Origin of the sequence: Odoribacter splanchnicus DSM 20712, assembly GCF_000190535.1 — a bacterium.
GTDB classification, from domain to species: domain Bacteria; phylum Bacteroidota; class Bacteroidia; order Bacteroidales; family Marinifilaceae; genus Odoribacter; species Odoribacter splanchnicus.
Genome location: NC_015160.1, coordinates 1,217,152 through 1,238,247 on the forward strand (window position 1 = coordinate 1,217,152; position 21,096 = coordinate 1,238,247).

At 43.1% G+C, this 21,096-nt stretch carries 14 protein-coding genes; 3 read left to right on the forward strand and 11 right to left on the reverse strand.

What is annotated here, in order from left to right; all coding sequences use genetic code 11:
* Window positions 1-8 precede the first annotated feature (8 nt).
* From ODOSP_RS05100 to ODOSP_RS05140, 9 genes are all read right to left on the reverse strand, one after another.
* Window positions 9-3,356, reverse strand: coding sequence for a SusC/RagA family TonB-linked outer membrane protein (locus ODOSP_RS05100; RefSeq protein WP_013611314.1), 3,348 nt, complete (start codon window positions 3,354-3,356; stop codon window positions 9-11).
* 19 nt (window positions 3,357-3,375) lie between these two features.
* A complete protein-coding gene (locus ODOSP_RS05105; protein WP_013611315.1) occupies window positions 3,376-4,560 on the reverse strand; it encodes a FecR family protein in 1,185 nt (394 codons plus the stop codon).
* A gap of 336 nt (window positions 4,561-4,896) precedes the next feature.
* Window positions 4,897-5,448 carry an RNA polymerase sigma factor gene (locus ODOSP_RS05110; RefSeq protein WP_013611316.1) on the reverse strand — a complete coding sequence of 184 codons (552 nt, stop codon included), beginning with the start codon at window positions 5,446-5,448 and terminating at the stop codon, window positions 4,897-4,899.
* A gap of 317 nt (window positions 5,449-5,765) precedes the next feature.
* Complete coding sequence (locus tag ODOSP_RS05115; protein WP_013611317.1) at window positions 5,766-7,115, reverse strand: TlpA family protein disulfide reductase; 1,350 nt, start codon at window positions 7,113-7,115, stop codon at window positions 5,766-5,768.
* A gap of 9 nt (window positions 7,116-7,124) precedes the next feature.
* Window positions 7,125-8,612: a PKD-like family lipoprotein gene (locus tag ODOSP_RS05120; RefSeq protein ID WP_013611318.1), complete on the reverse strand. Its 1,488-nt coding sequence runs from the start codon at window positions 8,610-8,612 to the stop codon at window positions 7,125-7,127.
* Between the two features lie 19 nt (window positions 8,613-8,631).
* On the reverse strand, window positions 8,632-9,453 hold the full coding sequence (locus ODOSP_RS05125; protein WP_013611319.1) for a DUF4843 domain-containing protein: 822 nt from the start codon (window positions 9,451-9,453) through the stop codon (window positions 8,632-8,634).
* 13 nt (window positions 9,454-9,466) lie between these two features.
* Window positions 9,467-10,897 carry a RagB/SusD family nutrient uptake outer membrane protein gene (locus ODOSP_RS05130; protein WP_013611320.1) on the reverse strand — a complete coding sequence of 477 codons (1,431 nt, stop codon included), beginning with the start codon at window positions 10,895-10,897 and terminating at the stop codon, window positions 9,467-9,469.
* Between the two features lie 19 nt (window positions 10,898-10,916).
* Window positions 10,917-14,228: a SusC/RagA family TonB-linked outer membrane protein gene (locus tag ODOSP_RS05135; RefSeq protein ID WP_228026182.1), complete on the reverse strand. Its 3,312-nt coding sequence runs from the start codon at window positions 14,226-14,228 to the stop codon at window positions 10,917-10,919.
* A gap of 166 nt (window positions 14,229-14,394) precedes the next feature.
* A complete protein-coding gene (locus ODOSP_RS05140; RefSeq protein ID WP_013611322.1) occupies window positions 14,395-15,543 on the reverse strand; it encodes a FecR family protein in 1,149 nt (382 codons plus the stop codon).
* Between the two features lie 111 nt (window positions 15,544-15,654).
* Between ODOSP_RS05140 and ODOSP_RS05145 the strand changes: the two genes are divergently transcribed.
* Window positions 15,655-16,179 carry a sigma-70 family RNA polymerase sigma factor gene (locus ODOSP_RS05145; RefSeq protein WP_013611323.1) on the forward strand — a complete coding sequence of 175 codons (525 nt, stop codon included), beginning with the start codon at window positions 15,655-15,657 and terminating at the stop codon, window positions 16,177-16,179.
* An 11-nt stretch (window positions 16,180-16,190) separates the two neighbouring features.
* Here ODOSP_RS05145 and ODOSP_RS05150 read toward each other — a convergent pair whose 3' ends face one another.
* On the reverse strand, window positions 16,191-17,630 hold the full coding sequence (locus tag ODOSP_RS05150) for an amino acid permease (protein ID WP_013611324.1): 1,440 nt from the start codon (window positions 17,628-17,630) through the stop codon (window positions 16,191-16,193).
* Window positions 17,631-17,787: 157 nt separating this feature from the next.
* Here ODOSP_RS05150 and ODOSP_RS05155 point away from each other — a divergent pair, with 157 nt between their 5' ends.
* Window positions 17,788-18,465, forward strand: coding sequence for a DUF421 domain-containing protein (locus ODOSP_RS05155; protein ID WP_172720191.1), 678 nt, complete (start codon window positions 17,788-17,790; stop codon window positions 18,463-18,465).
* Window positions 18,466-18,512: 47 nt separating this feature from the next.
* Entirely contained in the window at window positions 18,513-19,802 is a 1,290-nt protein-coding gene (locus ODOSP_RS05160; RefSeq protein WP_013611326.1) for a Na+/H+ antiporter NhaC family protein, read from the forward strand.
* A 5-nt stretch (window positions 19,803-19,807) separates the two neighbouring features.
* Here ODOSP_RS05160 and ODOSP_RS05165 read toward each other — a convergent pair whose 3' ends face one another.
* Window positions 19,808-21,076, reverse strand: coding sequence for a TolC family protein (locus tag ODOSP_RS05165; protein WP_013611327.1), 1,269 nt, complete (start codon window positions 21,074-21,076; stop codon window positions 19,808-19,810).
* Window positions 21,077-21,096 lie beyond the last annotated feature (20 nt).

Sequence of the window (21,096 nt, forward strand, 5' to 3'; positions counted from 1 at the left end):
TATCGGATTTATAAAGTTAATGAAATGGCGAAAGACACACTGCGTGCGAAAGGATAGGAAGTACCCCGTTCCATCTTGATGGTCGACAGGCGGAATATATCGTTCATATAGGCATTCAAACGTAACGAGCCAAGCCCCCATTTATGAACCAACTCAGGAGAAAATTCATATCCTATCCTCAAAGCCTCCAGACTCAATGAATTGTCTTTCTGTACAAAACGGGAAGACATCGGAGTGGATGTCGAATTGGCGATATTCTTGAACTGAGCCTTATCGCCCGGCTTTTGCCAACGGTCATAAAGAGCACGCTTATCCTGATTATATATCAGCGAATTCGTACTGATGTTCTCTACTTTATTAAATAAAACGGAATTAAACGAATGACCGCCCACCCGATAGCGGAAATCCAGGTTACAGGAAAAACCTTTCCAGGAAAAATTGGTACCCAGTACCCCTTCCACCTTCGGACGACTGTTGGCCACCACCACTTCATCGTCATATGAAAAATCATAAGTCAATTCCCCGTTTTTCTTAATAAACAGTTCCCGTCCGGTGGAGGGATCGATTCCTGCCGAACGTACAGCCCAGATATCATCGGGGTCTGCGCCGTCATAGTACCGTTTTGTCGACCTGTTATCACCTTCACGTTCCTGCGAATTATACATTTCCAGACGATTGCCGATGCCGGACAGCTCATTGGAACCATGCCGCAGATTACCCCGAACCGACCACCAGATCCGCTCGCTCATCCGGCGAATAATGTAATACGTAGCCGATGCCGTAAAACCTTTGGAGGTTTGTTTGCCGAAATTTTTATAAGTCATATTGTCGGTCGCTCCCGAAGAAGGCGGCATAGAGATAGCGATCAGCAAAGGATCGGTTGTCTTATAATAATAGTCTCCGGTCAGGGTCAGACGGTTATTCAGAATCGTAATATCGAACCCGATATTTTTATCGAGGGTTGTCTGCCATTCCAGATCAGGATTTCCCAGCTGAGCCAGCGAAGTGGTCATTCCGAAATAATTAAAGGAATTGAAATTATAACGGAACGTCGTAATGGTTGCCGAAGAAGAAAAATTCTGATTCCCCGGATTACCGATGGAAGCTCTCAGCTTCAACATGGAAATTCCGTCAAAATGGTCGGCAATAAATTTTTCATGGTGCAAATTCCATCCCAGACCGACAGCCCACGTACCGATATAATGCTTATTAGTCCCGAATACCGACGAACCGTTGACACGATAACTGAAATCGAGCAAATAACGGTTATCATAAGCATAATTTCCAATCACATACCCGCTCACCGAACGTGTCGTACTTTCGTTATAAGCCGGGGAACCTCCGTCCGGATAACTGTTGGCAAAAGAAGGAAGTGTGAAATCTCCTACCGGAAAACCGATAGCCGAATATCCTTGCGATTTCGCCTCTAAAGCAGAAAGGTAACCTCCCAATACGATATTGAATTGGTGTACTTCTTTCAATACTTTGGCATAAGTAAGCGTAAATTCTCCTTCATACTTATTGCTCTGTGTTTCCGTATTGCCATACGAACCGCGTTCTGAGAAATCCGTTTCGGCAAAACGGGTATCCAGAGGAGAATAAAAAGCTTCCGCCTGAGTACTCTGGTGTGTAAAACCGAACCGAGCCCGTAATTTCAAGGTCGGGACAGGAGTATATTCTACAATAAACTTATCCGACCACGACAAATTGTTTCCCTTGTTATAACTGTTCTGCTTAGCATTGTAAAGCGGATTGGCAGCTTTAATATAATCCGTATATTCCAGCCACCTTTCCACTTCGCCGTTCTCATTGTATTTCGTATAATAAGGATTAGCGTCGGCATATTGGGAAAAAGCGACAATCGGATCCTTGCTGTCCGTATTGTTCATATCAAACTTATTCATAAACTGAAATTTCTTCAGCCGGTAAGTCAGGTCGATATTTCCGCTGATATTATCCCGTTTGGATTCTTTCATTACACCGGTAATCCCGTTATATGCCAGTCCGATACCGAACATAAATGCACCTTCACCGCCGTCTACATAGAGGGAATGCCGGTGATTCAGGCCAACCCGCAGAGGTTCCGACAGCCAATAAGTATTTACTCCGCGGGCAATATCGGCCAATTTATCATAATAAGACTTTTTCAATTCAACATCTTTCACAACATCATTCGATGCATCATACCTGCCGACCAAATTTTCAAAACGCAATTTTTCACTGGCATCCATCAAATTATAACTGCTCAGATCAGCCCATGAAACATTGGCATTTCCGCTGTAAGCCAGATTTAACTTACCCGATTTGGGACGGATGGTTTCCACTACCACCACTCCATTTGAAGCCTTCGAACCGTAAATGGCCGTTGAAGCAGCATCTTTCAAAATAGTAATCGAAGCTACCCGGCTCATATCCAAATTATAAATAGCTTCCAGCGAAGACTCGAAACCATCCAGAATAAACAAGGGCTGATTCGGGTCCTCGCTCAATTCATCCCGGGTACTGATCAGACTTGATTTTCCCCGGATTTCAATATCCGGTAATTTATTCGGGTCGGAACCGAACTCATTATTCTCAAGTACATTAAATGAAGGATCCAGTGTTTTTAAACTGGCGATAACGTTTTGGGTACCCACCGATCTCAGCTGTTCCCCGTCGAAAGTTGCAGAAGCTCCGGTAAAACTGTCTTTTTTACGGTTAAAAATACCGGTAACGACCACTTCATCTATTTCTTTTGCATCTTCCTGCATCACCACTTTTAAAGGTTTGTCATCTTTCAGCACAATTTCCTGTGTTTTCATTCCGATAAATGAAAATACCAGCACCACATCTTTCTTTTGCGGCAAAGCGATCTTAAAAATCCCTTCGGTATCTGTTACTGTTCCCAGGGAGGTACCCTTGATTAAAATAGTTACTCCGGGAAGCGGACTACCCGAACGGTCAGTCACTTTACCTGTCACTTCCGATGTTTTACTCTGAGGCAAAGCAGCATTCACCTTCCCTTTACGCAACACGACCGTATTATGGGTAACCTCATAAGTGATACCGGTATTTTTCAACACCTCACTCAGAATTTCGTCCAAAGTTTTATTCTCTGCCACGACATCGATTCCGGTCACCTGTTCGATATCCTTAACACTATAGAAAAAAAACATTTCGCTTTTCTTTTCAAGTGCCCATAAAATAGTTTTCAGGGAGGCATCATGCATCTTGAAATTCATTCTTTCATTTTGTGCAGTGACACGGGCCGACACCTGAAACACTGTACACAACAAAAAGCACACACCTAATTTCATTGTCATCAGAATTTTTCTTCTCCACACCAACCAAGGGTGGATTGTTTGCATTTTGTTCATCGTTTGTTTGGTTTAAAAATTATTGTTTTGCACTAAATACAATTGTTTTACCTCTTGTATTTACATTTATTTTATGAGTCGAGCGAATGACATCCAATATCGGTTCGATAGAAGCACTACGATTCAATTTACCCGCAAATTCAACTTCTTTGATCCAATCCGCCTGATAACAAACCTCGAAATCATACCATCTTTCTAAAACAGTCATGATCTCTGTCAGACGTTGTCCACGAAACACAAACTGTCCGTTTTTCCACGCAATATAAAGATCGAGCTCTACTGTTTTCACGTCCAGTTTTCCTTTTTCGATATCCCACTCAGCCTGTTGTTCAGGCTTCAACGTATTCCGGACAGACTTATCCATCCCCGTAAATACAGCCACTTCTCCCCGTACCAAAGTAGCCTGTACCCATTTTTCATCGGCATAAGCCTTTAAATTAAACTCGGTACCCAATACCCTCACATCCATATTTTCAGTCTTTACTACAAAAGGCTGTTTCTCATTTTTCGCTACCTTAAAATAAGCTTCTCCCTCCAGCCAAACTTCCCGGTTCTGTCCGGAAAACTGTACCGGATACCTCATTTTCGTTTCTGAATTCAACCAAACAACCGTTCCGTCCTGCAAAGTCATTATATATTCTCCCCCTTTAGAAACTTCCAGGGTATGCCAGTCTGCTACCGGCATTTCTATTTGGCCGTTGTATTTCAAACCGCAAGAATCGTTACTGATAAGCATACCGTCACAATCGATCAATTGGGTATCTCCATTTCTTTTCTCCAACTCGACAGTTTTCCCATCGGCCAATACCAGACGGGCCTTTGAAATACCGGGATGAATTTGTTGCGTCACATCAACAGGAACATTTTCTTCCCGCTGCATAAACCATCCCAACACTCCTCCTCCCAATAACAACATGATAATTGCTGCATATTTCCAATACCGACCGGATAAGCCTTTATCGCCTTTACTCTCAGTCAAACGATTACGAACTATTCGCCAATGTTTTTCCACATCAACTGAATTCCTCTTCTCTTCCTGCCGGATAAGGTAATGAGGATCAGTAAGCCGGGAATGCAAAAGCCTGTTTTCTTCCGATTCTTTCAGCCAACATTCCAATTCTTCTTCTTCAGCAGGATTTAAACCGAAGCTGATCTGCCTGGCAATCAATTCATATATGCGCCGATATGCTGCGATATTCACCATAAAAAGGTTCGATTAAATTAGTTGAAAGTTTATAAAGTTCGTAAAGTTTAAAAAGCTATTGACCCCTGAGGGCACTTAGTTAATTGACAATTATCGCATGATAATTGACCACATATTTCCCAACCTGTGGTTTCTTCTTTATTTATTTGATAATCAATGATTCTCTTCTTCATTCTCTTTTTCATTTCTTTTCTTATTATTTTCTAATGGAAGCAAAGCTTCCAGACAATTGTCAATTATCATCTGGCAATTATTCTTTTTGCGGATTCCCGCAAAAAGAATCGAACATTTTTCAAGTCTAATAACAACTGAAAAGAAAAAAAAGACGAATGGAGGTTAAAAAAAATTCATTTTTAACATTAGAGGTAACAAATAGAAATGCTCTTTCAGAATGCCTCTTAACTTTTTATAAGCACTTTGTTTCAGGGTACGGACAGAATTGATGGATATATTCAATTGATCTGCAATCTCCTGATTCGAATACCCTTGCAGGCTTAATTGTATTATTTTACAAGATTGCTTGGGCAGCTGTTCAACTGCTTTATGGACAAGCTGATAAGTTTCTTCTTCAATAATCTGGTTCCGGAAAAAGAGTACAGAATCTTTCTCCTGTAGTCTTAAATGTTCGTCTACAATCTGATTGTGTTTAATGTGATTCAGTGCCAGATTCCGGGCCGTCGTATACAAAAACCCCTTTACCTTCTCTGGCGATACGAATTCCCCTTCAAAGCGCCATAATTGGATAAAAGCCTCCTGAGCAATATCCGCAGCCATATCCATATCATTGACATACTTATCTGCAAACATGACAAGAAAGGGGAAATTTTCTCTGAAAAATGCCCCGAATAATTTGTAATCTTTCTTATTTACAGCAGCGATCAAATCCATTCCGGAGCAAATATAGTGTAAATTCACTTAAATAGTATCTGTAAAAGAGGGTAAAAGTGATACAAAATTTGCAAATTATCACGCCCGGACATCCATCAGTTTCCCCACAACAGCCTGAGCAATTCCTAAGCACCGTTTCATTCCGCCTGACAATCGGTTGGCCCATGAAAACAAGTTCGTCCGCGTCCCCGCAGCCTGTTATATACGACCGCTTCCCTCCTTTATCAGGATGGTCCCTGTGTCGGCCCATACACCGGTACAGGCCGCCAGGAATACCATCAACAATAAAGTACTTTTTACGTTATCTGTTTCAATCGCTATTTTTTCAATTCATTTTCCAGCATCTTCTTCAATTCCGGTGAAGAAGGACGGGGAGCATCCACCGACACGATATTTCCTTTTTTATCAAAAACCATAAACCGCGGGATTCCCGTAATCTTATAATCTTTGGTAATCTTGCTCCAACCGCCGGCCAATAACTGCACCCCTTTCAGTCCCTCCGTTTTAATGAAGTCCAGCCATTTCTGTTTATCCTTGGATTCATCAACAGACACTCCCACAAACACAACATCTGTCCCGTGCATTTCCTCCTCTAACTTTTTCAGGTAAGGAATCTGCTGACGGCAAGGTCCGCACCAAGTGGCCCAGACATCTACCAACACAACCTTCCCTTTAAAATCGGACAAAGACACCATTTTCCCGTCCACATCCGGATAGGTAAAATCGGCAGCCTGTCCGCCGGCTTTCGTATCATACAGTTTGGTTCCGACAGCTTCTGCCCGCATTTTCAAAGAAGGAGTCACCAAATATTTACCGAACTTCTCCATTGCGTTCAAATACTGGTCATAGGATTTAAAACTACGGAAACTATTATTAACGACATATTCTCCTTTCAAACGGTCGTTTCCCAAATAAGAAAGGCAATCATCCGTATAAGATTCCACGTCATACTTTTTGCCGTCTTCATTATAAGCGAACGAGGTATAACTGATGAGCATTTTGATCCCTTCCGGGAACTGCAGCACCTTGTCGTCCGTATATTTTCGTGCAGAGACAATATGACTGTAATATTCCGGCCGCATCGATTTTTCCGGATGCTTCTCCCGGGGAGTATGCAGGAAAATAATCGCATAATAATCGGTAGCATAATCCACATAGTCCGACAATATCACGTCGAAAGCCTTATTCCCGCTTCTCAATTTACTTTTCAGTTGCTCCAACCCTTTCACATAAGTTTCGAATTCCGGAAAGAAATCCTCGTAATTGCTCCGTGTCAATTCAAAAAATACGGCTTTCAGGCGAATATTAGCAGCATAATCCACCCAGCTGTACAGGGTTTTATTTTCCTTTGAATTTTTTCCGTTCAACTGTGCCCGGGTTTCTAACAAATCGATATTGACCTGTTCACCCCCCTTCAGATAAACAGGAAAATTCAGTCGTTCCCCTCCGATGGAGTAAAAACCGGTTTCGGGTTTCAGCAGAAACCCGAAACTGCCGTCCGCTCCGATTCGAGAGGTCGCACACGCCTGTATGCTACCATCTACCGTTTTATATAGGGTGACTTCCTTTAGTTTTGCTCCTTTTACAAATCCTTTAATGGCCGAATATTCCTGTGCATGGCCAGGCAGGGATAAGCACAGGATCAATATAAACAAATAATTTTTCATGGTTATAAATTAATAAAGTGTTGTTTTACCTGTTCCTTTGATATAAATCAGAGCACCTACTTTTCCTTCCCCTTCCAGTATTTCGGGATCAGCCTGTAAATTACCCGCTTGAATATTGTACAGGTAAACCTTATACCGGCTACCGTCAAAAGTGGCGACCGCCAGTTTATTAATCACCGTGGAATATTTAAGGTGCCGCATATAGGTGATATTCTCACTATCGGAGAGAATAACCTGGCTCTTTTCCTGATAACCGGCATCGATATTACAGGAATAAACCGTATGCCCCTGCGAGAAATAGATAATATTATTATTTTGGCTGCTGGCCCGGAAATCCGCTTGTAATAACTTTAAAGAATTATTGTCAATCAGGGTATCACATTTTTTTGCCGGATTATTATATGGGGAATAAGCATTATTGACTTCCAGATTATACATCAGGCAGGTATCGGTCTGTCTTTTTTTCAGCAAAGCCCAACCGGAATTACTGGGACCGGGACCAATATACAGCAGATCGGCATCCAGGTTACTGACTCTGGGATAGGTGAGCGAATCAACCGCACCTTTCTCTTTAAAGTTTACAACACTGCTACTCATAGCATTTATCGCGACAAACGAATCCGACGTTTTATCAAAGCAAAGCGGTTGGCGGAAACCGTATGTCCAATTTGGATACAATTGATAATTACCAGGCAGAGCAACCCCAAACCGGCCGCTATTGGAAGACATGTTGTAAATGTAATGTGCTTTACCGTCATTCATCAGATAAAGTTCAGTGCTTTGAGAACAGATGTTCTGAAAATTTGCGACAGCCGGACGTTCATAAAACAGATCATCGATGTCGCGAATGATTTCCCCGTTCGACGTTCTGATAACCACAGCTTCTTCCTTGGCCAATGCGAAAATACTGTTGGTATTTACATAACGTTCATTGATCTCATCCCATGCCTTGTAATTGTATGAAAATTCAATGGCGCGTGCTTCTCCCTTCAGATTTCTCCCTTCATTGTTTGTGGCAATGATATTTTCTATTTTACCTTTTTCCGTAGAAAACAAATCCAGGTCTGTACAGTCGTCTTTTGTACGGAGGACATACCAGCCTTCAGACAGAGCTGTTGTGACAGTCAGCGGCACTTCTTTAATCTCAGTAATACCTGTATTCCGTTCCGTCGCCATACAGACAATCTTATATGAACCAGGGTCCAGTGTCATCGGATAGACCAAGTCCCGGGTAGTAGCGATGGTATCCAATGTCGGAGCATATCCCTGTACATTGGTTTGGTACACACCCCAATGAAAATCATATTCAGCATCGGCCGGACTGACTTCCGGTGAAATGCGCAAAGTATCGACCAAGGTGTAGAGCGTGTAACTTGCTTTCATGCTATCGATTCGAATTTCGAAAACCTCGGTATAATCATAGTTGCCCTCATCATCATAACAGCCGTAAAAGCCGATGAGGAATAGTAAAAAACTGATAATATATAACTGTTTCATCGTTTAGCGTATTAAAAATTCAACTGGGGAATGTTATAAGGGCACTGTTCGGATCGTTCTGATTTTCCCGCATCGGAGCCAGTCCCTGTACTTTGTTGTCCGGATCATCATTATAAGCCTGCAACGCATCTCTCAGTTTATCTTTTGTATAATTGATTTCTGCATAATCTGCACTTAATTTGTTCCACCAGGCATCGCTGATTTCCGTCTGCATCACCTCAATCATAAACTCATGTTTCCGGGTACTGTAAACTCCGAAATAATAACGATCTACACTACTATTCCAGAAATTGGGTTTGCTGAGTTTGTCAGAGAGAACAATAGTGCCGGATAATTTACCGGTCTCACCCAACCGGAAGTCATCAGTGGCTTTCAACCGAAGGCACAGGCGATAATCGTCTTCTTTCAAACTGGCATCCCGCAACAAAATGACAGGGATTTCTGCCGTTACAGCATTCGGCTGAATAACCAACAGGGGAAGCATTTCCGGGTCGTCCATCGGTACATAATGTACTCCTGCTACCGCCTTATTGGGCTTTTCCGTCAAAATCGAGTCGATAAGATTGCCTTTCTCGTCATACTTATACTCAACATCATATTCGCTGATCTGTTCCAAAGCAATTTGGCGTACCCGATTTTCCGGATCACCGATTGTATTGACTGTCAGGTAAACCGTATCACGTCCGATCGCTGCATCCATATAGTAAAAGCTGGTAAGGATTTCATTAGCCTCATCCATTTGTACACGGGCGATATCGTTGAATAACAGATATTCCGCTTTCTGGCAGCCTGTCAGCCCGATCGCCACCAAGAAGAGAACCGTATAAATGATTTGTTTCATAATTTTCTGGTATTTAGTTTCCATAATTAATTTCACTCAAAGGCAAAGGCACGACATAACTCTCCTCGTCGCCCGGAAATTTCGCCCAAAGAATATTTTCCACTGCCAGACGCTTAAAAGCGTAGAATGCCTGCCCTTCGGCATAAAATTCTTTGTTGTACTCTTTAATTAAAACCTCCTCTAACTGGGCTTCGCTTTGCAGATTTACCAACTCAATATCCCTGGAGAGGCAAAACTCTTCGTACAACCGACTGGCTTCACTCAGAGGTCCGCATTCCATAGCAATGAAATACATTTCAGCCAAACGGATCAACGGGAATTGATTAATTTCATCGTGATTATCATCTTGCAGGAATTTCTTAATAGAAAAGACAACACTTCCGCTTCCCGAAGTGTAACTGGTCCACAATCCTAAATACCGGATATCCGTCGTTCCTGCCGGATATAAATCCGGAGAAAGGACGTTTTGAGCCTTCGAATAAGAAGAGTTAGTCGTAAAAGCACTTTCAGCCCTATCTTTAAGGTTATATTCATAAATAGCTAAAATGTGTTCCGTAGAAAAGGAATAATCTGACTTACTCAAATTATCCGTCGATCCCAAAGTAAAAAGGAGTTTTCCGTCACTATCTTCAGCCTCGGTCAACTCGGTAGCACAATCATAGGCTGCAGACTTATTCGTTTCTCCTCCCATCCAGAGAAAAAAACGGGCTTCCATCGCTTTCACCGCGTAGTAATTGAAGCGGACCTGGCGGGCTAATAAAAAATTTTCTGCCGAAACGGACAGATTGAGTTCCTCCCCACCTTTTTCTGCCGGAATAATTGGATCTACCTGTTTCAGCAATCCTTCTGCATCAATCAGATCGTTTTTCAACAGTTCTGTAAATTCCTGATAGGTGTGATGGGTATGGTAGTCGATACCCACCGTAGTGACATAAGGAAGAATTTTACCGGTACTTGTCCGGGTCGGCATAGGACCGAACAAACGGAGCAGATCGAAATGACAATAAGCCCGCATAGCCAGAGCCTCACCTTTGATAATCTCGTACATTCCCGGTTCGAAAACGTCCTGTCTGGCATCGATTTGCTCTAAAATCATATTGGCCGATGCTATGATTTTGTAAAGCTGGGTGTAAATCGTTTCGAAACTGCTTTGAACACTATTGTCAACATAGTTGAACTGCGAAATCTTCTCCTGGGTACTATTCGCTGAACAATCCCAATGTTGAGCCAGGTATTCTACTGTACCATACATCAGTTGCTGTCCATAAGCACCGGTGCTCTTCATATTCAAATAAGCGCCGGTGAGGGCATCCTGAAATCCTTGCTGATCAGCATACATTTCTTCCAGCGTCATTTCCGTTTCCGGCTTTACATCCAGCCAGTCATTACATGAAACGAGGCCACTGAGTAGCCAACAGGCCAATATATATAATTTAATTTTCATCTCTGTTTATTTTTATCGGTTAGAACATTACGCTTAACGTAAAAGAGAACTGACGGGAGAAAGGATAAGAGGTTCCCCTTTCCTGTTTGATCGTCGAAATCCGGAACAAGTCTGCAATATCTCCTTTCAATGTGAGGGTCTGGATACCCAAATTATGCCGGAGCCATTTGTTTCCTTTCAAATCATATGTGATATTCAGGTTCTGGCAGGTAAACGTAGCTTCATCCTGTACGAATCTCGACGTAGCCTGTGTAGCAGTAGTCTCTTTGATCCCTTTGAAAAATGTCCGGTCACCAGGCTCTTTCCAACGGTCTTCGTATACCCGTCTGTCTACATTGTATTTTTTATCGGCATTTTCCACCCGGTTGATCAGGGTCGAATTGTATTGCTGTCCGCCCCATTCGTAACCGAAAGACAGATTGACAGACAGATCCCTCCACATAAACATCGTATTAATATTTCCCCGGTAGTCCGGTTGGTCTACTCCACAGAACACCCGGTCCCTCGCATCCCAGGTATAAGTAACCTCCCCGCTCTTCTTCAGGAAAAGTTCACGGCCGTTGCTGGGGTCGATACCGAGCGAAGGAACGGCATAAATCGCATTTTGAGAGTCTCCTTCCTGCCATACTTTGTTAGGAGTAGCCCCTCCGGTAGCCAGTAGGGTAGCATTGGCTTCTTTCATGGCTTCCGAGAGTTTGATAATTTTGTCTTTGTTCCGGACTAAAGAACCTGTTACCGACCAGATCAGTTCCCGTTCCGTATCGCGTAACAGATAGCCAGTCACTTTCAATTCAAAACCTTTATTTTCCAGTTTTCCGATGTTGGCTTTATAGCTGGTAAACCCGTTGGAAGGAGGTAATTCCAAAGAAGACATCAGGCCATTTGTCCGTTCCAGATAAAGATCACAGATCATATTCAAACGGTTGTTAAGTAAATTTACTTCGACTCCGGTATTGTACTTCATGGTCTTCTGCCATTCCAGATCAGGATTAGCCAGTGCTTTCAGGTTAGCTCCCATCCAATTGTAATAGCGATCGCTCAAAGAATAAGTATAAGTAACCATAGCTTCATAGGCACTGAAGTTGTTCGAGCCAGTCTCACCGACAGAAGCCCTTATTTTCAAGCGGTTTATCCAATCGACATTACTCATGAAATTTTCCCTGTGGATGTTCCAGCCGATACCGGCAGACCAGAAAGGAGCAAACCGTTTGTCTGCTCCATACAGGGAAGAACCGTCTGTCCGAAATGAAGCATCTACAAAATACCGGTCCTCGAAAGAATAACTGGCATTACCGACAAAACCGACACGCCGACTTTTGGATTCACTACCTCCCGGTTTTCCATTTTCTTTATATTGCATAGCTACTGCCAGAAAATCGAGCGCCCCACTCGGAAAACCTTCTACAGAAAAACTGTACCTCTGTGATTTCTGGTCTTCCAAATCCATATTCAGACCGGCATAAATCATATGCTTTTCCGCAAACACTTTCGAATAATTGGCCGTCAATGAAAAATTGTAACGCGACGATCTGCTCGTCGTATAATCATAAGTTCCTCTTCTGAAGTAATCGTCATCGGCATAATCAGCAAACGCTGTATGTTCGGGGGGAAGGTATTTGTCTGAATTATTCGTTTGAGTATAAATACCGAATGTACCCCTTAAGGTAAATTCCTGTACCGGTTTCCATTCGATCGAGAAATTATTGGTAATATTAGTATAATCGCTTGTTTCTTTTGTATTCAACGTAGCATTATACAAAGGATTGGCAGGATTATTTCCTCCCCAGTAGCTGTAATCCTCATCAAAAAAACGTTTTACATTACCATTCTCATCCGTTGCTGTCCAATAGGGATTCAGTTTTACATACTGATCGAAAGTTCCATAGGGAGACTCTTGTGCTTTATTCAAACCGATCGTCAGCTGATTTCTGAAAATCAGGTCGGAAGTTTTGTAAGAAAGGTTGATCCCTCCATTGAACGTCCGGCGGAACGATTCTTTCATAACTCCGGCTACGTCGTTATACTGCACTGTTGCCGAATAGCGGAAACTCGGATCTCCTCCTTCCAACTTGATGTTGTGCCGATGCCCCACGCCGACACGCAAGGGCTTGGACAGCCAGTAGGTATTTACCCCTCTCTCCACCTGTTGCAGAATTTCATTATATTTTTGTTTCAACTGCACTTCATATTCAGCCCTGACACCGTCATAATAGCCAGATCGAAGTTCCAGATCCAGCTTTTCCCTGGCATTCAATACATCATAATCGCTCAAATCCGGCACTTCGAGATTCAGGCTTCCCGTATAGGCAAACCGCAGTTTTCCAGGTTCGGGTTCTTTTGTCGTGATCACAATCACACCGTTTGCGCCACGAGAACCGTAAATAGCAGTTGCCGAAGCGTCTTTCAGCAAAGTGATCGTCTCCACCTCGCTATCATCCAAATCCATCATGCGTTCTAAAGTTATTTCAAAACCGTCCATGATAATCAAAGGCGTGTTCAATTCTGCTTTTGTATCGCTTTGCAACTGGTCGATATCCGGCATATTGGCCGCTCCGCGGATCTGTACTTCCGGTAAACGGTTCGGGTTAGAACCCCATTCGTTGCTTTCCAGGATATTGAAAGAAGGATCGATATTGCGCAAAGTGGTCAGTATGTTTCGGTTACCGAAACTTTTCAATTCCTTTTCCGTAATCACCGACACAGCGCCAGTATAGCTTTCTTTCGATTTAGAGAAGATTCCGGTCACAACTACCTCGTCCATTTGCTTCACCTCTTCTTCCATCACTACATTCAATTCTTTTTCCCCTTTATAATACACTTCCTGAGTTTTCATCCCGACAAATGAAAACACCAGTACCGTTTCATGATCGGCCGGCAGATCCATTTTAAAGTGGCCGTCCACATCCGTCACTACTCCGACAGAGGTACCTTTTAAAACCACGGTCACTCCAGGTAAAGGATGGCCTCCATGATCCCTTACCCGACCGGTAATTTTCCGGGATTGCGGGAGTATTCCAGCCGTTATCTGTTTCTTTCCAGCCTCGCGGATGATCACCACCCCATCCTCTATGACAAATGAAAAACCACTTTTCACGAATATACTTTCCAACACTGTTTCCAACTTCGTTCCCTTCATCTCTACATCCACCCGTTGCATGCGATCAATTGCATCGCTGTCATACACAAAACGGTATTTGCTGATTTCTTCTAAATAACACAAAACCTCCGATACCGTAACATTTTTCATCGCGATATCGAACTTCGTGTGTTGGGAAAACACATTAGCCTGTACATTCAATGTACACACCAATGAGATAAATACCGTTTTCATGATTAAAAACATCCGTGGTAATTTAAGGAACACGGAATCACCTGTTCTTGATTTTTTTTCCATACTTTTGTAGTTAGAGTTTATAACAATTTTTTGCTCTATGTCGGTAGAGCAAGGGTTTTATAACTAAAGGCGGGGTATATGCCACTATACTCCGCTGTTTTTATTATTCCACAATAATACACTGCCCCTGAATACGGAAATGCACACGTCCCGTTTTTTCAATCTTCGACAATATTTTATTTATATTGTCATAGCGTTCCAAATTCAGAGTAAAACGGGCATTCTTCAAGTCCGGAACTGCAAAAAATACCTCTACATCATACCAGCGTGCCAACCTCGTCATCACTTCTTCCAGCCTTGTCCGCGTAAAACGGAATTCTCCCCTGGTCCAGCCGATATACTCTTCAGCAACCACTTTTCTCACCCGGATTTGTCCTTCCTGCTTATCTACAAGAGCCTGTTCATCCGGGCTCAACAGTTGCCGGTGCTCTTCTGTCTTCACCTCGACCCGCCCTTCGACCAAAGTCATCTTTACCTCTTTAGTTTCGGGATAAGCCTCCACATTGAATAAAGTCCCCGTCACTAACACTTCTATTTCATCCACTTTCACGACAAACGGCTGTTTTTCTTTTTTCGCCACTTCAAAACATGCCTCCCCTTTCATGATTACTTCCCGGTTTTCTCCTGTGAAACGGACCGGATAAATCAGCTGCGACTCAGCATTCAGCCATACTTTCGTTCCATCCGACAGTATCAGCCGGTATTCACTTCCCCGGGGGACCCGTACCGTATTCATTTCCTGTACCGGAACTTCTTCTTGTTCCTCTGTCTGGTAACTCACGACGTTCTCTTCTATCCTGATTTTCGTTCCCTTTCCAGCATCGACCACCCTTTCCTGTCTCTTTCCCAAATCAATTAATTCTCCATTACCGAGAATCAACACAGTCCCCGCACACCGGTCATTCCCCGACCGAGATATATTCAAATCATCAGCCGGTAGAAATATCCACCCCAATCCCAGGAGCAAAATCACTCCGGCACAAACAGCAGCCCCCGAATGCCAGGACCAGAATAGCCTCCTCGTACGGGGAAGTTTGCTCCACACTCCTTTCCAGGCTTTATGCAAATCCGGATGCTCCGTTCTCCGTAAATCAACAATCAGACGCTTACATATAATCTCATATTCTTTTTCATGGGATTCCGATTCTTTCCACCACTTCTGAAACCGTTCCTCTTCTTCCGGAGTAATAGTCCCCATAAGCCGGCAGCTAATCAAATGTGCAAGTTCATACCTATTTTCAAACCCTCTCATTTCTATGTGTATTTTATACTGAAACACTTAAAATCAACAAGTGGGTGTGCGCATCTGAAAAAAAAAATTACTTTTGTTTCCGAATATCAGTATAAACGACCGGCAAATAAAATGCTTCTAAACAATAAAAGATTTGAATTATTTTTCAATACTTACTATGAACCTGTCTATCTCTTCTCCTTAAAATATGTAAGAGAAGAGCCTGTAGCTCAGGATATAGCTCAGAATGTTTTTGTCCGTTTATACGAGAAGAGAGAAAATTTTTACGCCATCGAAAAAGCCAAATCTTTCGCTTATACGACTGCACACAACCTTTGTCTTAATCATTTGCGACATTCCCAGATCGCACAAAAATATATTTCACAACGGGAAGAGGAAGAAGAGCAAAATTGTCTTCACGAAATTACTTATCAGGAAACACTCCGTTTACTCAGTTTCGCCATCAGCCAATTGCCCCCGCAAACCCGGGAAATTATCCAGCTCGGTTTGGAGGGCAACAATAATACTGAAATCGCAGATCTTCTGCATATCTCTGTCAACACCGTCAAATCAATGAAAAAAAGTGCATACAGACGGTTACGGGAAATACTCGGAAAGGAATACACATTACTTATCCTCAAATTGCTCGGTTGGTAAAACCGTAAATTTTACTGTCCTTTCCGATTTCTCCTGGCCATAACCGTGCTGATAAGGATCGGAATGCCCACAAATACTACCGTACCGACAATTACTAACCCCGTATAAAAGGCAGGACTACCGACCGGCAACTGCGAAGGTGGAAAAAAGGTAACGATAAATGAAAAGGCGACAGCCAGAAAACCGACTCCCGCAATCAGCCACATGCCCATCTTACCTCCGGGCACTTTATAACTTCTTTTCAGATCAGGTTGAGTATACCGCAATTTTATTCCTGAAGCATACATCATCATATACATAACGAGGTAAAGTCCGATCGTCAAAGCACTCAACAAAAAGAAAGCCACACTGACATCATCCATAATGATATACAGGGAAGATAAAACCGATACAATAGCTCCCTGAATAAAAAGGATATGAGTCTGTACCCCATTCCGATTGGTTTTTTTCAGGAAATCAGGCAATTGTCCATCGTTAGCCGTCCATAATAATCCACGGCTAGGGCCGGAAATCCATGACATAACCCCGGCCAAAGCTCCGAAAGCCGCTAACAATCCCATCACATTAGTCAACCACCCGATATGATAATGACCGAACAATTGCTGAAAACTGACGAACAATCCGGCTTGTAAGTTGATCTGATCATAAGGAGTAACTATCGCTACTGCCAGAGAACCTAAAGTGAACAAGGCAAAAGAAATCAAGGCAGCTAAAAACATGGCAGCAGGAAATTGTTTTTGAGGTTCTTTCATTTCCCGGACATGTACGGCATGTACCTCGACTCCGGCAAACAACAGTAAAATACCCGCCAAAAAAGCGATATCACTGATCCCCGTCATATGAGGGAAAAAACGCGGATGTACATGCCCGGCATTTACGTTGACCACTTGAGTAACCGTATCCGGGACATGTTCGAAAGCAATCGGATTACCTCCTGCAATCCAAATAATCGCCATAACGATAATGACCACTCCGGGCAATACGGTTCCTAATAAAAATCCCTGACTGGTAATCCGGGAAATAATCGAGGTGCCCTTAAAGGTCAACCAGGTAGCCAGCCAATACATAGCAATAGAAAACACCCCTACAAACCAGCCATTCTGCGACAAGTCGGGTTTTCCGATCATATATGCGATAGAGGCGGCTGCAAATCCAAGTACTGTCGGATACCAGACCACATTCTGAATCCATTGTAAAAAAATCGCCGTAAATCCCATTTTCCGGTTAAAGGCTTCTTTCACCCAAGTATATACTCCACCACCCCGGTCGGCAAAAGCGCTACCTAATTCGGCAGCGACCAAAGCCGCCGGTATCAGGAACAGGAAAGTAGCAAAGAAAATGTAAAAAAACATCGTCAGCTCCTCCTGAGCCATCATCGGCAATCCTCTCAAACTAATCACTGCAGCTGCCGTCATCAAGGCCAACTGCCAAGTTGAAATATTTTTCTTCATTCCAATAAATTTTAATTAATCAACCTCATTTATTAACCTACTAACGAAATAAGTCTATTTTTGGTTGCTTTCTGTATCGGCTAAAAATTCGGGAATTTGTAACAAAGCTTTTGCAAAAGCGTAATTCTCCTAATTCAGAATGAAATTAAGGTATATTATGATCCTCAGCATTATTATCAAAATCATCATCGGTATGTCCGGAGTGATCTTTTTTCTCCGCATCTCAGGCAAGACACAAATGGCCCAGCTCACTCCCCTCGACTCGGTCAATGCATTTGTTTTAGGAGCTCTGATCGGAGGCGTGATTTATAATCCGGACTTGTCGGTATGGTATATGATCTTTGCGCTCGGAACCTGGACAATCGTCAATATGACTATCCGCTACTTGCTGCGTTTCAGTCTGATCAGGCGTTTAGTCAAAGGAGATACGGTTATGATCGTCAGGAACGGACAAATCAATCTCAAAGAATTCAAACGTAACGGTCTGGAAATGGAACAATTCCGGACCATGTTGCGGGAAGTGGGTATATTCTCGATGTTCGATGTAGACGATGCCCGCTTCGAGACAAACGGCAAGCTCACCGTTTCACTGAAACGAAATATTTCCGAATCTTATCTTTTTGTCAATAATGGATCGATCCTGCAAAGTTCACTGGATAATGCCGGAAAAAAGGAAACCTGGCTACTGGCTCAATTAAAAAAACTGGGATACGAAGATATCGATTCGCTCTTCTGCGTGGAATGGACCCCTGGCAAGGGATTTTATATTGCTGCTAAAAACACGGATTCTCACAAAAGTGGTCAGGCACATTCCGATAACGATATTTCGAATTGATTTTTCAATTAATCCGTTAACTTTGCACGCTGAAAATATAAAAATACATGAAGCAATACACGCAGCAACCTTCTTTACTGGCTTTAAGTCCTTTATTTATATTTCTGGGAGTCTACCTGGTCACTTCTCTTATCGCCGATGATTTTTATAAAGTACCGATCACTGTCGCTTTCGTGATCTCTTCCATCGCAGCTATCGCCATGACCCGTCATCTCGGTCTGAGTGAAAGGATCGCTCATTTCTCCGGAGGTGCTTCGGATAAAAATATCCTTTTGATGATCTGGATATTTATTCTGGCGGGAGCCTTCGCCCAATCGGCCAAAGCGATGGGAGCCATAGACGCCACGGTCAATCTGACTTTACACATTCTTCCGGACAACCTGCTTTTGGCCGGTATCTTTATCGCCGCTTGTTTTATTTCTTTATCGGTCGGGACCTCCGTCGGAACGATCGTAGCCCTCACTCCTGTTGCTGTAGGAATCGCCGATAAAACCGGTGTAGAACTAGCCTATATGGTAGCTATTGTCGTCGGAGGGGCCTTCTTCGGAGATAATCTTTCGTTTATCTCTGACACTACCATTGCAGCCACCAAAACTCAAGGGTGTGAAATGAGAGATAAATTCAAGGTCAATAGTTTAATTGTCATGCCGGCAGCCATCCTATTGCTCTTTTATTATGTCTTTGCCGGCATGCACATCCATACCCCCACGCAGATCGAAGCCGTCGAATGGATCAAGGTTATCCCTTATCTCATCGTTCTCGCAACTGCTTTAGCCGGCATAAATGTCATGCTCGTATTATTTCTGGGGATATTAACTTCCGGGCTTATCGGTATACTCTCTTCCGGTTTCGATTTGTTCGGCTGGTTCGGTGCTATGGGAGCAGGTATCACAGGCATGGGGGAATTGATCATTATCACTTTATTGGCCGGAGGTATGCTCGAAATGATCCGATACAACGGAGGGATCGATTACATCATCGTCAAACTCACCCGACATGTCAATTCCAAACGTGCCGGAGAGCTGAGTATCGCCGGTTTAGTCTGTCTGGCCAATCTTTGTACGGCCAACAACACGATCGCTGTCATCACCATCGGTCCTATAGCTAAAAATATAGCTGACAGATTCGGCATCGACTGCCGTAAATCTGCCAGCATATTAGATACATTTTCTTGTTTTATCCAGGGAATCATACCCTATGGAGCTCAAATGCTGATCGCTGCAGGTCTGGCCTCCATCTCCCCGCTTTCCATCATTCAATACCTGTACTATCCGATGCTGATCGGGATATGTGCCCTATCGGCTATCGTCTTCCGGTATCCGCGCCGTTATTCCTGACAGACTCAACGGTCCGTTCCCCCCAAAGCTTTGGCATACTCGGCCAAGGCTACTTTATATTGATAGTTGACAGAAACCACATTGGTGTACGCCTGTAACCAGCTCACCTGGGCCGACAACACATCGATAATCGGCAGTTTCCCTTCATTATAACTAAACGTATTCAACGTCAGGTTGTCCTTTGCTATATCGAGAGAAGAATATACGATCTCCAGCTTTTTGGATATTTCGATCACATTCACCCAGGCATTATTCAGCTCTTTACTTACCTGGTCCTTGAGCTGGCTTCTTTCCAGTTCTTTGGTCCATTCCTGGGTCCGGCTCAATCTCACATTCTGCCGCATTTCTCCCCAATGGAACACCGGTATATTGATTTGTGCATAAGCCGTAGTCGCCCATTGAGCCTTTCCGTCCACATTCAACAAAGTCGTTCCGTATTTTTCTTTTATACCGACAGCCAATTGGGGCAAATACTTCGAACGGGCCATATCGGTCTGCAATTTCGCCATCTCTATCCCCATAATGGCAGATTGATAGTCGGCTCTTCTTTCCAGGGCCTTATTCAACCCTTCCTGCTTAGGAACCCAAAGCACTTTTTGAATAGAATCGGTCAAAACTACAGCAGCATCCGGCTCCACTCCCATCATAATATTCAAAGATTGCAGTGCTGTCTTATAATTCGTCGAATTCGTATTCAATTGTAGTTCAGCTTCTTTCAAACGATTCTGCACCATCAATACATCTGTTTTACTGATAGCTCCTTCTTCAAACCGTTTATTTACAATCTCATACAATTCCCTTACAATCTGAACGAATTGTTCCGAAAGCTCATACAGATTGCGGTTTGCGGCCACCGACCAATAGCTGACATCGGCGGCATAAATCATGTTATCCACTGTATGTTCTACCGACAACTGAGCAATAGCATGTTGCAATTTAGCTACATCATATTGTTTCCGGACAGCGCTCCCGGAATAGACATTCTGTACCAATCCGGCTTCTACTCCATAATTATCGTGTTTCAGGTCGGTTCCGGGCAAGAACTCCACCTTCTCCAACTGATAGGAATAGTTTCCGGTAATATCCAATTTCGGAAAAAAGCCCGTTTTAATTCCTTTCAGGGAATATAAAGCCCCGTTTACAGCCTGTTGGGACTTTTGGATATCCTGATTATATTCCAACACTTTTTGCCGGTATTGTTCCACCGACAAGGTCTGGGCGTCAACTATTCCACCCCAAAGTATTGCTCCGACGATTAAATATATTTTTTTCATTCCGTTTATTTTTATCCTTT